Consider the following 14,509-nt stretch of genomic DNA (forward strand, 5'->3'; position numbering starts at 1 on the left):
AAAAATAGGAAAATTGTTTTAATGATGGGATAAGCAGATGTGTTTAGGTGATAAAAAGATATACTTGAATTGTACATGGTTATACAAGATAATGTTGGATGTGACCGACAGGGTCATTATGGTATGGTTAATAATGATACCTACACTCAATTATTTTTATAACATTGTTTTCAACCCTGTAAACCAATCTGTGTTCTAAGGTTATTCTTCTCGACCACCAGCCGGAAAGATCATATTTTAGGGGTTCGGGGTTGCCTGTTCCTTCGTACGGGGTTCGACTAATTTCTTTAATAAGGTCATTTATTTTTTTGAGAATCTTTTTATCAGTGCCTTGCCAATAAATATAATCTTCCCAGGCCTCATCAGAGAACTCCTTATTCATTCTTCGATTAACACCCTTTCATTGCCCCTGCCTTGATTAAATTGTTCAATTCCTCTCAACAGACGCGCCGCATTTTTGGGGCTTTTCATTAAATAGAATGTTTCTTCCATACTCTCATAATCTGCTTTTGACATAACCACCATGTCTTCTCCGTTGGCGCGCTTTATAAAAAGTGGAGAACGAGATGTAAATACCCTATCTAAGTATGATTTTAAACTTCGCCTAAAGTCGGAATATGTTGTAACGTCCATTTTGTTAACTTATTTATTGGTAAATACAAATATAAGGGCTATAAATTAATTGTACAATAAGTGGTACATTTTTAAGACTGATCATAAAAAGCAAGATCTGCATTGCGCCTGCATTATATCCCAAAGTTAATTGTGCTATGATTGGGAGGGCTTAGAACAAAAAAGAGATGCTTCTTTATCAGAAACAGCTCTTTTTATATTTAGTGGTGTAGAATACTGAAACTTCTTCTAAAATCGTTTTACATCATAAAATAACTCAGGGCTTGAATGTATGGCTAAGAATTTCTTCAATTCTGCTGGTTTAATGTTCTTCATTATAATTCTTCCGGTGCTATCTAAAAGAACATTGGTTGGAAAGGCCTGGATAAATAATTTATTAGCTTCTTGTCCATCTATATCCCAGTACTGGGGCCATGGAAGGCTATACTTTTCAATAACTTCAAGCCAGTTTTGTTTATCTTTTTGCTTATCTGTTGAAATGCTTATTATTTCAAATCCATTGTATTTATATTTTTCGTAGATAATTTTCAGATCATTGAATTGTTCTCTACATGGACCGCAGTGACTATACCAGAAATCAACTAAAGTATATTTATGGTTAAAAAAACCAGTATCTAAATGCTCATTTTTATTATTTATAGCCATGATACCAGGAAAGCGCTTTCCAATGCTTAACAAGCTTGCCTTTTTTATTTTTTGAGCAAGAACTTTACCCGTGTACGTATTCTTTATCGAATCTGAGAATTGATCATAAATAGAGTCGAAAATATCCTCGTACCCAAAACTAAGAAGATGAGCAAGTTTCCAAAGTGAAACGTAAGAATCAGGATGCGCTTTTACATATCTTAACAGTGTAGTATCATTCTCCTTATAATAATTATTCAATTTGCTTTCCAGATTTAATTTAATGCTGTCTGGCAAATTGCCTTTATGTACAGTGCTAAGGCTGTCCCACTTTTCATCAAGTCGATTCCGTTTGGTAGTTATAAGTTTGAAGGCATCGGTATAGGCTCCAAAATATTCTTTCATTGAACGGTTATTCATCGGAGGGATTTCACGGTGAAGAGTGAAATCGCATTTTATTGACTGAGAACCTGGTTCTATAATACAAAAGTCACCTACATATTCACCTGAATTGTAAATAAGCCGAACTGGCTGCGGGTATGCAATGGTGCCTTCGAAGTAAAATTTTTTATTGACAACGTTAGTTCTCAAATTTATCTTTTGAGGATAAAAACACGAGTCAGCAAGCATTTGTAGTTCAATAATTCCACTATCAGCATTTATATCTCCAATTACTTTAAAAGGAAGTGGCTTTTGTTGAGCGGATAAAATAATAGATGAAAATAGAAGGATCGAAATTAAATAAAAGAAACGTCTTGTTAACATAGCAGATATAGATATATAGGTAGCAGCAAATAAAGTGAATTTTAAATAAATAACCTATTTGTTCAGCTTAAAGCGTTAACCATTAGTTAAATGTTATAATTTTTGGTCCTTAAAAGTATTTAATGGAGAAGAATTAGGAGTTGTGAAAATCTAATTGTGGTGGGGTGCTAAATAGTCACTAACAAAAAAACGGCTACTTCTTTATCAGAAGCAGCCGTTTTTATATTGTTTAAAAGGTTAATTAACCAATAACAATGCGTTTGAAAGCAGTTACAGTTAAGCCTTTTTTAACACCGTCTAACATTTGAGCGATGGTTTTAGAACTATCTTTAACGAATTCTTGGTTCAATAAAGTAGATTCTTTGTAGAATTTGTTCAATTTACCTTGAGCAATTTTCTCAACCATTTCTTCAGGTTTACCTTCAGCACGGATTTGATCTTTAGCGATCTCTAATTCACGCTCGATTGTAGAAGCATCAACGCCATCTTTATCAACTGCGATAGGGCTCATAGCTGCAATTTGCATTGCAACATCTTTACCAGCTTCAGTGATATCAGCACCAGCAGCACCAGCAAATACTACTAATACACCCATTTTACCGTTTGAGTGAATGTATGAAGTAACCGCTTCACCAGATACGTTTTCGTAGCTAGCAATAACGATTTTCTCACCAATTTTACCGGTTAATTCAGTAATGGTTTCAGCAACAGTACGGCCATCAGCCAATTTAATTTGCTCTAATTCTTCGGTAGAAGCAGGATTGTTAGCAACTGCGGCAGCAATGATTGCTTCGCCTAAGTTACGGAAGTCTTCTACTTTAGAAACCGGCTCAGTTTCACAAGCTAAAGCAACTAATTTACCGTTAGTACCATCGGCTGATAGGTTAACTAAAACGATACCTTCAGCAGTAGTGTTACCTGAACGGGCTGCAGAAACTTTTTGGCCTTTTTTACGTAACAAGTCGATGGCAGCTTCAAAATCACCGTTAGCTTCAGTTAAAGCTTTTTTGCAATCCATCATACCTGCGCCTGTTTGTAAACGTAATTTGTTTACGTCAGCAGCGCTAATTTGTACAGTTGACATATTTTTTTAATTTGAAAATTTGAAAATGAGGGAATTTGAAAATGAATCAAACTCGTTTTAACTAAATAATTACGGGTTACGAATTACGGATTACCAGATTTAACAACCTGTAACTCGTAATCCGTAACCCGATAACTCAAAGAATATTATTCTGCAGATTCAGCAGCTTCTTCGCTCTTCTCAGCTTTTTTAGCTTTAGGAGCAGCGCCTTCAGCTTTTTCAGCTTTAGCAGCAGCGATAGCTTCTTTATCTGATTCTTCTTCTTTTTCGCGTTTACGCTCTTCTAAACCTTCTTCAATTGCTTTGCAGATAATGCCGGTAATCAATGAAATTGATTTAGTAGCATCATCATTCGCAGGAATAGGGAAGTCGATACTAGTAGGGTCAGAGTTGGTATCAACCATTGCGAAAGTTGGGATGTTCAATTTCAACGATTCAGCAACAGCGATGTGTTCCTTTTTAACGTCGATTAAGAACAATGCAGCAGGAAGACGATTTAGGTCAGCAATACCACCTAAAACTCTTTCTAACTTAACGCGATCACGGCTGATCATTAACTTCTCTTTCTTCGACAAGTTGTCGTAAGTACCGTCTTTAGTCAATTTATCGATGTTAGTCATCTTCTTAATTGATTTACGAACAGTAGTGAAGTTAGTTAACATACCACCTAACCAACGCTCGGTTACGAAAGGCATGTTTACGCTCTGCGCTTGTGCAGCTACGATATCTTTTGCTTGTTTTTTAGTAGCTACGAATAATACTTTACGACCTGACTTAACAATTTGTTTGATCGCTGAAGCAGCTTCTTCAACTTTAACTAAAGTTTTGTTCAAATCGATGATGTGGATACCGTTTTTCTCCATGAAAATGTAAGGAGCCATTTTCGGATTCCACTTGCGGGTAAGGTGACCAAAATGTACACCTGCGTCCAACAATTCGTTATATGAAGTTCTTGCCATGTTAGTGTTCCTCCGAAAATATTAACGTTTACTAAACTGGAATCTACGACGAGCTTTTCTGCGTCCTGGTTTCTTACGCTCAACCATACGTGAGTCGCGAGTCATTAAACCTTTAGCACGTAATGCTGGTTTAACTTCAGGATCAAGCTCAACTAACGCTTTTGCAATAGCTAAACGAGTTGCTTCTGCTTGGCCAGTAATACCACCACCTTTAACATTTACTAAAATATCGAATTTACCAGCTTGGTTCGAAGTTTCGATCGCTTGGTTAACGATATATTGTAAAGGCAAAGTAGGGAAGTATACTTTGTAATCTTTGTCATTTACGGTAATGTTACCACTACCTTCTTTTAAGTAGATACGCGCAATAGCGGTCTTTCTTCTACCTGAGGTGTTTGTAGTTGCCATTCTCCTTGAAATTATTTAATGGTTTTTGGGTTTTGCGCTGCATGCGGATGCTCATTGCCAGCATATACATGCAAATTCTTAATTAACGCATTTCCTAATTTGTTTTTAGGAAGCATACCGCGTACTGCTTTTTCGATAACGGCAGTAGGGTGTTTAGCCATCAGATCTCTTGGAGAAATAAAGCGTTGACCACCTGGATAACCAGTGTAACGTACGTACTGTTTTTCAGTAAATTTGTTACCGGTCAATTTAACTTTGTCTGCATTGATAACAATTACGTTATCTCCACAGTCTACGTGCGGGGTGAAATCAGGCTTGTTTTTACCACGGATGATCATTGCGATCTTCGTTGACAAGCGCCCCAGGATCTCTGCGTTGGCGTCAATTACGACCCACTCCTTTTTAACAGTTTTACTGTTGGCAGAGACAGTTTTGTAACTTAACGTATTCACTTGTGAATAATTAATTGATTAATAATGATTTAATACTCTTTTCCCAAAATTTGGGACTGCAAAGATAGATCTTTATTTCTAACTACCAAAGCATTAGGAGATTATTTTAGGATAAGAACAAAACTTGTGGATGTGAGGAGTAGTTAAAAGTACAAAGTTTACGATATGGGTATTCTGTACTCTTTTGGCTTTGCGCTGTTATAGATACAAAATTCCCGACTAAATAATTTTCGAATTTTAAAATTGAAGGAGCAGTGGCTGGTTGTGGCATTTCTTTTATCCGGTTTCACATAATTGGATAAATTATACCATTACAGCAACCTTATTGATTGATTATCCATTTGTTTAACAGTGATTTAAGGATTTTAAAATTGTGCTGAAACAGGTAAAAACTGCGATTTTGAATAGTCTGACATAATTTTACCATCTCTACCTTAATGAAAGAAATACCTACCTAAATGAGTCAAGGATAAACTGGCGTTGTTCCAATCGCAAGTTTCTTAACTAAAAATTACGCAATCGGTTGCATAGCGGATTTAAGGGATTTTTTGTCTTTTATTGATTGGTAACAAATTGAAACTCATTCAATTTTTCTTTTTTTGCCCCAAACTTCGAAAAAGAACAGGGTGAAATTGCTCGATGACATAGCGCTAATTTACTTATTAAAATGCGACGATATGGCCGCATTTGATGAGCTCTATCATCGATATTGGGAAGTACTTTATGATATTGCCTGTAAGAAACTGAATGATAAAGAGGATGCTAAAGACATTGTGCATGATCTTTTCCTTCAGATTTGGAATAGCCGTACCACGCTGAATATTTATAAATCAGTATCAGGCCTTCTTTTCGTTTCTTTAAAAAATAAGATCATCGATAAGCAACGTCTTACATTAAGTCATGCACGGAAAAATGCCGACATAGGTAAGGCCCAGCAAGAAGGTTATAACTCCATTTATGATCAGGTTTTTTATAACGATCTCAATTCGTTTGTAAACCGACAAGTAGACCAGCTTCCTGAGAAGATGAAGGAGATTTATCGACTTAGCCGTGAAGAAAATTTATCGATAAATGAAATTGCAGACCGATTGACAATTTCTCCGCAAACGGTTAAAAATCAAATAACTACAGCGTTGAAGCACTTGCGTAAAAAGGTAAGCCAGCACCTGACCACTATTTTATTCTAAAAAGATTAATATTCCCTTAGTACTAAGTTAACACTTGCTCGTCTTTAGGCTATTAGTTCAAAAAATAATGGCTTATAGGAAAAAACTTTACAAAGACTTTGATGTGCCGGAATATCCCTTATCATTTGAGAACGAGCAAGAGCGGGAGCAAATAAAACGGGAGATTCATGAACGATTGCATCGTAGTATTGCTGAGCAACAGCCAATAGAGCGGAAAGGGTTATTCAAGTTTTTAACTTCTTACTATAGCATTGCGGCAGTAGTTGTTACTTTAATTAGCGTTCTCCTGATCGCATACAATTATTATTTCGCTACCGAAAGTGTAAAGTACATTACGCTTAGAACGCACAAAGGAAAGATCCTGGAAATCCATCTTCCCGATAGCAGTAAAGTAATTCTGAATGCTGCTAGTACCTTAAGATACCCTGTTGAATTTACAGATACACGAGACGTGTACCTGGATGAAGGTGAAGCTTATTTTGATGTGGCTCACGATAAATCTAAACCGTTTATTGTGCATTCAGGAGCGGTTAATACAAAGGTATTGGGAACAGCCTTCAACGTAAAATCATACAAAACTTTACCAACCATTACTGTTACGGTTGCCCGTGGGAAAGTTCGTGTGGATGATAAAGACCGAAACCTTGGAATTCTTACACCTGAGCAGCAGTTAATAGTTGATAAAACTAACCTGACAGTGGTTAATAAATCGATACGATCCGCTGATGCAATTTGTTGGATGAGCGGAAAGTTTGTGATGAAAGACGCTTATTTCAATGAAATAATGCTGGCAATAAGCAACCGCTTCAATGTAGAGATGGAGTATGATTCGATAAAGTTTAAAAATTGTCAGAACAGTATTGAGTTCACCCCGAAGCAAACCCTTGTTGACGTGTTAAAGGTGTTGAAAGACATACAAGGGATCAAAAGTGTAATTAAGAAAAACAAGGTTTTCATACTCGGAGAGCCTTGTGAGTAATAAACAAGATTAATTTATAACCTAATTAGTAAACATGAAGCAAAATTTACAAAAATCAGTTAAGCATCGTATTGCTCAACTTGGTATGTTGGCCATGCTTTCTGCGCTTTCGCTAAATGCCTGGGCGGCTACTTTCTTGCGTGATATTCGGCAAGTGAAAGTAACCATCAGCTTTCAAGGTGAAACGCTCGAGCAGGCATTTATGCGATTAAGTGAAGTTTCTAATGTGTCATTTAATTATAACCACAACGAGCTTCGCAAGATTACAACCAAACAGCTCACCTTTAAGAATGAGTCTTTACCACAAGTATTAAGTGCAGTACTTAAGGAGACCAACTTTAAGTATAAAGAAGAAGAGAATGGGGTAATTATTTACCAGGTAAATTCGGTACAGGAAAAGAATCTTGCAAGCAGCGTAAATCAAGCCGCTGATAAGATTACCGTAAAAGGTACTGTTTCAGATAAATTCGGGCCATTGGCTGGTGTTTCGATAAGTGTTAAGCAGTCATCAAACGGTACAAGCACTGATGCTGACGGTGCTTACTCAATTGTTGTAAACAAGGGAGAAACGCTGATTTTTAGCATGATTGGGTATAGAACCCAAGAGGTGACCATCGGCTCACAAACGGCAGTAAACATAACCCTTGAAAGCGAAGTTACTCAACTGGAAGAAGTTGTTGCCGTTGGTTATGGAACCCAAAAGAAAGTTAATCTAACAGGCGCAATTGCCACGGTTTCTGCCAAGGATTTTGAAAACAGACCGATTACCAATGTTTCTACTGCTATTCAGGGAAAAATGTCTGGTGTTACTGTATTGCAGCGTTCTGGACAGCCGGGTAGAGATAATGGAACAATTCGCATCAGAGGTATTGGAACATTAAACGACTCAAGTCCATTGGTACTTATTGACGGCCTGCAAGGCGACATGAATACGCTTGACCCGAATGACATTGAAAGTGTTTCAGTGTTAAAGGATGCCGCTTCGGCAGCAATTTACGGCTCACGCGCGGCTAACGGTGTAATTTTAATTACCACCAAGAAAGGTAAGAAGAATTCACCGGCTCAATTGACCTACAGTGCTTATTCAGGTTGGCAGAATCCTACCCGATTGCCACAGTTCCTTAATTCGGCAGATTACGCCAGTTTGTATAACGAGGCATTGCAAAATGAAGGAAAACCTAAAAAATATACTGATGAAGAAATTGCAAAATTTGCATCAGGTGTTGATCCGGATAAATATCCAAATACCGATTGGTTAGGCTTATTCTTCACTGAAAAAGGCTATCAGCAAAATCATTATTTAGGATTATCAGGAGGTTCTGATAAAACCACTTATTCAATTTCGTTAGGTTATTTTGATCAACAGGGCTTAATCAAGAATTCGTTTTCTAAACGCTATAACCTTAAAACCAATGTTGAAAGCCAGGTATATGACCGCTTAAAGGTTGGTTTAGACTTAAACCTTAACCGTAAGAATATTACCGAGCCAACCAATCCGTATACAGGTGATATGAGCCAAATCTTTAGGCAGGTAATCAAACTATCACCAACTATTCCGTATAAATATTCAAACGGACAGTACGGTTATGGGCAAGATGGTAACCCAATTGCCTGGATGGATTTAGATGCTACCAATGCATCTAACTATAATGATGCTTTTGGAAATGTTCATGCTGAACTAACAATTCTTAAGGGGCTTACCGCTTCAGGAATGTTAGGAGCTAGAACGTTTGCTGATATGGGTAGTCGTTTCATTAAGGACATTCAGTTCTATGATCCAAACACTGGTAACCCTACCAAATATCAGGGTCCAAATTCCCAAAGAGATTATAATGCAAATTCGCTAAACATTACTTCTCAAGCTTTATTAAACTATAACGGCAGCTTCGGTAAGCATGATATTAAAGGATTGGCGGGTTTCTCTCGTGAATCGTACCGAAATGATTGGTCTCAAGGCGAAAGAAAAAATTTCCCTAATAATGAATTAACAGAATTAAATCCAGGCTCAACAGATGGGCAGGAAGCTACCGGTTCTGCTTATGAATGGGCATTACAATCATACTTTGGCCGTTTGGGTTATACTTATAACAATCGTTACATGTTTGAAGCGAATGCCAGATACGATGGGTCTTCGCGATTTGCTAATGGAAATCGTTATGGTTTATTTCCGTCATTTTCAGCAGGTTGGAGAGTTTCAGAGGAGGAATTTCTTAAATCACTAAACTGGTTGTCAAATCTGAAATTAAGAGCTTCTTGGGGAAAATTGGGTAATCAGTTAGTAACTGATGCAAGTGGTAATCAATTATATTACCCTACAGTATCAACTATTTCTCTTGGTAAAGATGTTGATTACAATTTTAATGATGCAGTAGCTTCTGGAGGTATTGTAACAAAAGGGGTAAATCCTGAATTGACTTGGGAAACATCAACCAATACCGATTTAGGTGTTGATATATCTTTCTTTAATTCTAAACTTTCATTCACTGCTGATTATTTCAGCAGAGCAACAAAAGACATCCTTCTTGATTTTCCGGCGCCGGTTACTTACGGATTATCAGCTCCTGCTCGTAATGCGGGATCGATGACGAACAAGGGATTTGAGTTTGAGTTAAGCCATAATAATCAATTCGGGCAGGTAGCCTTTAATGCTTCAACCAATTTTACCATCGTAAATAACGAGGTGACAGACCTTAAAGGAAAAGGCGATATATTTTATTCGAGCAACGCTCAAATTGCTCGTGTAGGGGTTCCATATAAGGCGTTTTATGGGTATGAGGTAGAAGGTATTTTCAAAACACAAGAAGAAGTAGCCGCGCATGCAACTCAAAGCGGGGTTACAAAAGCAGGGGATTTAATATACAAAGATCAGAATAACGATCACAAAATTGACGCTGGTGACCGTGTTATAATTGGCAACAGCATTCCTAAATATATCTACGGATTAAATCTTGGGGCAAACTATAAAGGTTTCGATGTAAGTGTATTCATGCAAGGAGCAGCAGGTCATAAAGGCTTGTTAAACAACGAAGCGATAGGTGGATTTGGTGATCGTAAGCCACTTGAGTATCAATTGGGCCGTTGGACACCTGAAAATCCTAATGCAGAATTTCCTCGGGTATTGGCTACTCAAAAGCAAAATGAGCAGGTTTCATCATTCTGGGTGAGGGATGCATCGTATCTACGTCTTAAAAATCTGCAGTTGGGTTACAGTTTCCCTAAATCGATCACTGAGAAGATGAGAATTAACGCATTGAAGCTATACCTAAGCGGACAAAACCTGTTTACCATTACTAAATATCCTGATGGGTACGATCCGGAGTTACCGGAAGTAAGCCGTGGAGCAAATTATCCTCAGGTAAAGGTGTACACATTAGGGTTAGATGTTAAATTTTAATTAAAGAAGACAATCAGATGAAAAAAACATACATATTGGCAGGAGCGCTTTTTTTGACTCTAAGCTTTACTGCCTGTAAAGAAGATTTTTTGGACAAAGCTCCTTTAGATGAGCTTTCTGATCAAACCTTTTGGAAGAGTGAAAAAGATGCACAAATGGCGCTAAACTCTTGCTATCGTAATGGTTTATACGGCTTTTGGGAGGTGTTGTATTTAGATGCTATGGCCGACAATGCTTATTCGCAGTTTGCGTGGGATGGTTTCCAAAAGCTTGGTAATGGAACTATGGATGCAGGCTATGTTGATCAGAATAACTTTTTTACGTTTAAAGATATTAGAAGTTGTAATGAGTTTTTAGCAGGGGTTGAAAAAATACAATTTGCGGATCCGGCTAAAAAAGAGGCCATGAAGGCTGAAGCACGCTTTATAAGAGCAATGGCTTATTTCTATAAAGTCCAGTTTTTTGGTGATGTGCCTTTAATGACTACTCCACTTAGTTTGCAAGAGTCAAATATTCCTAGAACACCAAAGGCAGAAGTCGTAAAGTTCATTTTAGATGAATTGGGAGCAATTGCCAATGCTTTGCCTAATAAAGCTTCATCAAGTGGTAAGGTATCGAAAGCAGCTGTTCTTGCTTTAAAGGCCCGTGTTGAACTGTCTGAAGGTAAGTTTGCGGAGGCTGCTGCATCATCACAGCAGGTAATAAGTATGGGCAATTACAATCTCTTCCCTAATTACGAGTCGATGTTTTGGATGGCTAACCAGGGAAATAATGAGGTGATCTTTGATCGTCAATACATGGCTAATGCAGGGGATAATACAATGTGGGATATGGGTGCACATTTGCCAAACAGTGAAGGTGGCTGGTCATCGATAGATCCTACTCAAAGTTTGGTAGATGAATATGAGTGTACAGATGGAAAAGTGAAGGAATTGTCATCGTTGTATAATCCACAAAATCCATACGTAAACAGAGATCCTCGCATGAGCGCAACTATTATTTATCCGGGGGCAGATTGGAGAGGTAGCTTGTTTAATTCATTAGATAAAAACAGTGCCGATTATTACAACAACAGTGATAACGCTTCAGAAACAGGTTATAATTTGCGTAAATACATGGATCCAGCAGCTACCGGTGATGATGTGTGGAACTGGGGTACCAATGCTATTCTCATTCGTTACGCTGAAGTGTTGTTAACCTATGCTGAGGCTAAAATTGAGCAAAACCAAATTGATGCGAGTGTTTACAACGCGATTGACGCAGTAAGACAACGCGCAGGAATGCCTGTGGTAGATAGAACAGTTTATAGTAATCAGGATAAACTAAGAGAACTTATCAGAAGAGAGAGAAGGGTAGAGTTCGCTATGGAAGGGTTTCGATGGTTTGATTTAAAACGTTGGAATCAATTAGAAAAGATCGGAACTCCTGTTTATGGAGTACGCGATGGAGTTGTGAATGCAGATGGTTCTGTTACCTTGTCTGGATCAAATCGATTGGTGGAAGAACGCATTTTTGCAACTAAAAATTACTTGCTTCCAATTCCTCAGGCAGCAATTGATATTTCTAAAGGAGTACTCAAACAAAATAAAGATTACTAAGGGTAATTTTTTAAAAACTAAAAAGTTAAAAAGCGGCCCAAAGGCCGCTTTTTTTACACAAGATTGCTAAGCACACCTAGAAATAAATGAAGATATGTTAAAAAGAAATGGCTTAATCCTGCTTTTTGTCCTGCTGATGGCAGGCTCTTCAAATGCTCAAACAAAAGGCACCTTTGCTATTGGTGATCAAAGCTTTTTGCTGAACGGAAAAGACTTTGTGATTCGTTGTGGAGAGATGCATTTTGCCCGGGTGCCGGAGCCGTATTGGCGCCATCGTTTAAAAATGGCAAAGGCAATGGGACTGAATACTGTTTGTGCCTATTTGTTTTGGAATATGCATGAAAAAACACCGGGACAATTTACCTGGACGGATCAGTCGGATGCTGTAAAGTTTTGCAAGATCGCGCAGGAAGAAGGTTTGTATGTCATACTTCGACCGGGGCCTTATGCCTGTGCCGAATGGGAATTTGGTGGCTTCCCTTGGTGGTTGCTGAAAGATAAAAGTATGCAGCTGCGCACAACACATCCTTATTACCTTGAACGTTGCCGCAATTACCTGTTAGAAGTTGGAAAACAATTAGCTCCCCTGCAAATCAATAAAGGTGGAAATATTATTATGGTGCAGGTGGAGAATGAATACGGCAGTTACGGCAGTGATAAAGAGTACATGGGTAAAGTGCGTGATTATTTAGTGGAAGCCGGTTTTTCGGTTCCTTTGTTTCATTGCGACGGCCCTTCGCAGTTAATAGAAGATCATCGTGATGACATTTTTGCGGTGGTAAACTTTGGCAGTAATCCTGAAAGTAGTTTTAAAGCTTTACGCAAAGTGCAGTCTAAAGGACCGCTGATGTGTGGTGAGTATTATCCGGGATGGTTCGACAGTTGGGGACGACCTCATCATAATGGTAGCAGTGAACGGGTGGTGAAGGAGCTAGCCTATATGCTAGATCATAAGGCTTCATTTAGTATTTATATGGTGCATGGTGGCACTACGTTTGGCCTTAATTCAGGAGCCAATTGTCCGCCATTTTTACCGCAAACCACTAGTTATGATTATGATGCGCCTATTAATGAGGCGGGTCAGGTAACTGATAAATATTTTGCGCTTAGGAAATTGTTTTCGGGCTATTTGCAGGCCGGAGAAAGCTTGCCGGAAGTTCCTGAAGCAATGCCGATGCAAGCAATTAGTAATTTTAAATTCGATGCGTTTGCTTCCGTTTGGTCCAACTTGCCGGCTCCCATAAAAGCCGATAGTACAATGACCATGGAAGACCTGAACCAGGGATTTGGCTGTGTTCTATATGAAACAGTTGTGCCTGCTGGGCCTGCATCAACCCTCTCTTTTAATGAAGTCCATGATTTCGCGCTTATTTACCTTAACAAAACGTTTCTTGGCGTAATTGACCGGCGAAAAAATAAATTCTCTATTCAATTGCCTGCCAGGGCAAAAGCTGAAAATTTAAAGGTATTTGTTGAAGCGATGGGAAGAGTGAATTATGGCGGCTACATGCATGATCGCAAGGGGATCATTGGGCAAGCAGTGTTAAAAGATCAGCAAAACAATGTCATTAAAACCTTAAAAGGCTGGAAGCATTATTCGATTAAATTGGGTGATGAAAATCCTCCTGTAAAATATTCTGCAGCAAATTATATTGAAAAAAACACTCCGGGGTTTTATAAAGGCCGGTTTCAAGTTCAGAACCTTGCCGATACTTATCTCGATTTAAGTAATTGGAACAAAGGTGTTGTATGGGTGAATGGCCGTTGCTTAGGTCGTTTTTGGAATGTTGGTCCTACACAAACCATGTTTTTGCCAGGTTGCTGGCTGAAAAAGGGGATGAATGAAGTAGTGGTCTTTGATTTATTTGGAGTTGCCAAGCCTGCCATGCGTAGTTTGGAGAAACCCATTTTAGATGTATTAAATGAACCTCAGGCAAAACCACACCGTACGGCTTCTCAACAATGGACCTTACCTGCATCTGCAGCTTATGCAACCGGCAGTTTTGAAAATAAGGCCGAATGGCAGACTGTTAATTTTAAACCAACGAATGCACGCTATTTCTGTTTGGAAGCGCTGAACTCTCACAAGGATAATGAACCTTACGCTACCGTTGCTGAATTGTACCTGATCGACAGTCATGGTAAGGAAATCCCACGGAATAAATGGAAAGTTATTTATTCCGATAGTGAGGAAATTCAAGCGGAAGATGGAAAGGCTGATAATGTATTCGACTTGCAAAGCACTTCTATTTGGCATACGCAGTGGGAAGACGCTTCTCCTAAATACCCGCATCAACTGGTAATTGATTTAGGAGCTATGCAAAATGTTAGTGGTTTTAAATATTTGCCACGTCAGGATTCGCCTAACGGACGGATAAAAGATTATAGAATATTCCTAAGCAATACAGTTTTTAAAGATTTGTAAG

Annotated in this window: 12 protein-coding genes; 5 read left to right on the forward strand and 7 right to left on the reverse strand. The window is 38.4% G+C overall.

The genetic code is table 11. From position 1 onward, the window contains the following. Positions 1 to 127 precede the first annotated feature (127 nt). The 7 genes from NF867_RS07435 to rplM form a co-directional block, all read right to left on the reverse strand. Positions 128 to 382: a Txe/YoeB family addiction module toxin gene (locus NF867_RS07435; protein ID WP_252587183.1), complete on the reverse strand. Its 255-nt coding sequence runs from the start codon at positions 380 to 382 to the stop codon at positions 128 to 130. Then, complete coding sequence (locus NF867_RS07440) at positions 379 to 633, reverse strand: type II toxin-antitoxin system Phd/YefM family antitoxin (RefSeq protein WP_252587184.1); 255 nt, start codon at positions 631 to 633, stop codon at positions 379 to 381. The genes NF867_RS07435 and NF867_RS07440 overlap by 4 nt, the downstream gene beginning before the upstream one ends. 228 nt (positions 634 to 861) lie before the next feature. Beyond that, positions 862 to 2,022: a TlpA family protein disulfide reductase gene (locus tag NF867_RS07445; protein ID WP_252587185.1), complete on the reverse strand. Its 1,161-nt coding sequence runs from the start codon at positions 2,020 to 2,022 to the stop codon at positions 862 to 864. Positions 2,023 to 2,263: 241 nt separating this feature from the next. Continuing rightward, complete coding sequence (tsf, locus tag NF867_RS07450; RefSeq protein ID WP_252587186.1) at positions 2,264 to 3,106, reverse strand: translation elongation factor Ts; 843 nt, start codon at positions 3,104 to 3,106, stop codon at positions 2,264 to 2,266. A 146-nt stretch (positions 3,107 to 3,252) separates the two neighbouring features. Continuing rightward, on the reverse strand, positions 3,253 to 4,065 hold the full coding sequence (gene rpsB / locus NF867_RS07455) for a 30S ribosomal protein S2 (RefSeq protein ID WP_252587187.1): 813 nt from the start codon (positions 4,063 to 4,065) through the stop codon (positions 3,253 to 3,255). A 21-nt stretch (positions 4,066 to 4,086) separates the two neighbouring features. After that, positions 4,087 to 4,473, reverse strand: coding sequence for a 30S ribosomal protein S9 (gene rpsI, locus NF867_RS07460; RefSeq protein WP_252587188.1), 387 nt, complete (start codon positions 4,471 to 4,473; stop codon positions 4,087 to 4,089). 11 nt (positions 4,474 to 4,484) lie between these two features. Then, positions 4,485 to 4,925 carry a 50S ribosomal protein L13 gene (gene rplM / locus NF867_RS07465; protein WP_252587189.1) on the reverse strand — a complete coding sequence of 147 codons (441 nt, stop codon included), beginning with the start codon at positions 4,923 to 4,925 and terminating at the stop codon, positions 4,485 to 4,487. Between the two features lie 626 nt (positions 4,926 to 5,551). On the opposite strand from rplM, the gene NF867_RS07470 reads away from it, so the two are divergent. From NF867_RS07470 to NF867_RS07490, 5 genes are all read left to right on the forward strand, one after another. Continuing rightward, complete coding sequence (locus NF867_RS07470; protein ID WP_341870035.1) at positions 5,552 to 6,112, forward strand: RNA polymerase sigma-70 factor; 561 nt, start codon at positions 5,552 to 5,554, stop codon at positions 6,110 to 6,112. 67 nt (positions 6,113 to 6,179) lie between these two features. After that, complete coding sequence (locus NF867_RS07475) at positions 6,180 to 7,091, forward strand: FecR family protein (RefSeq protein WP_252587191.1); 912 nt, start codon at positions 6,180 to 6,182, stop codon at positions 7,089 to 7,091. 34 nt (positions 7,092 to 7,125) lie between these two features. After that, positions 7,126 to 10,485 (forward strand): SusC/RagA family TonB-linked outer membrane protein, encoded by a 3,360-nt coding sequence (locus NF867_RS07480; protein WP_252587192.1) that lies wholly within the window; start codon positions 7,126 to 7,128, stop codon positions 10,483 to 10,485. Between the two features lie 17 nt (positions 10,486 to 10,502). Beyond that, positions 10,503 to 12,083 (forward strand): RagB/SusD family nutrient uptake outer membrane protein, encoded by a 1,581-nt coding sequence (locus NF867_RS07485; protein ID WP_252587193.1) that lies wholly within the window; start codon positions 10,503 to 10,505, stop codon positions 12,081 to 12,083. 94 nt (positions 12,084 to 12,177) lie between these two features. Then, positions 12,178 to 14,508 (forward strand): beta-galactosidase, encoded by a 2,331-nt coding sequence (locus tag NF867_RS07490; RefSeq protein ID WP_252587194.1) that lies wholly within the window; start codon positions 12,178 to 12,180, stop codon positions 14,506 to 14,508. The last annotated feature ends 1 nt before the right edge of the window (position 14,509 follow it).

It is taken from the genome of Solitalea agri, assembly GCF_023914155.1.
Taxonomy (GTDB): domain Bacteria; phylum Bacteroidota; class Bacteroidia; order Sphingobacteriales; family Sphingobacteriaceae; genus Solitalea; species Solitalea agri.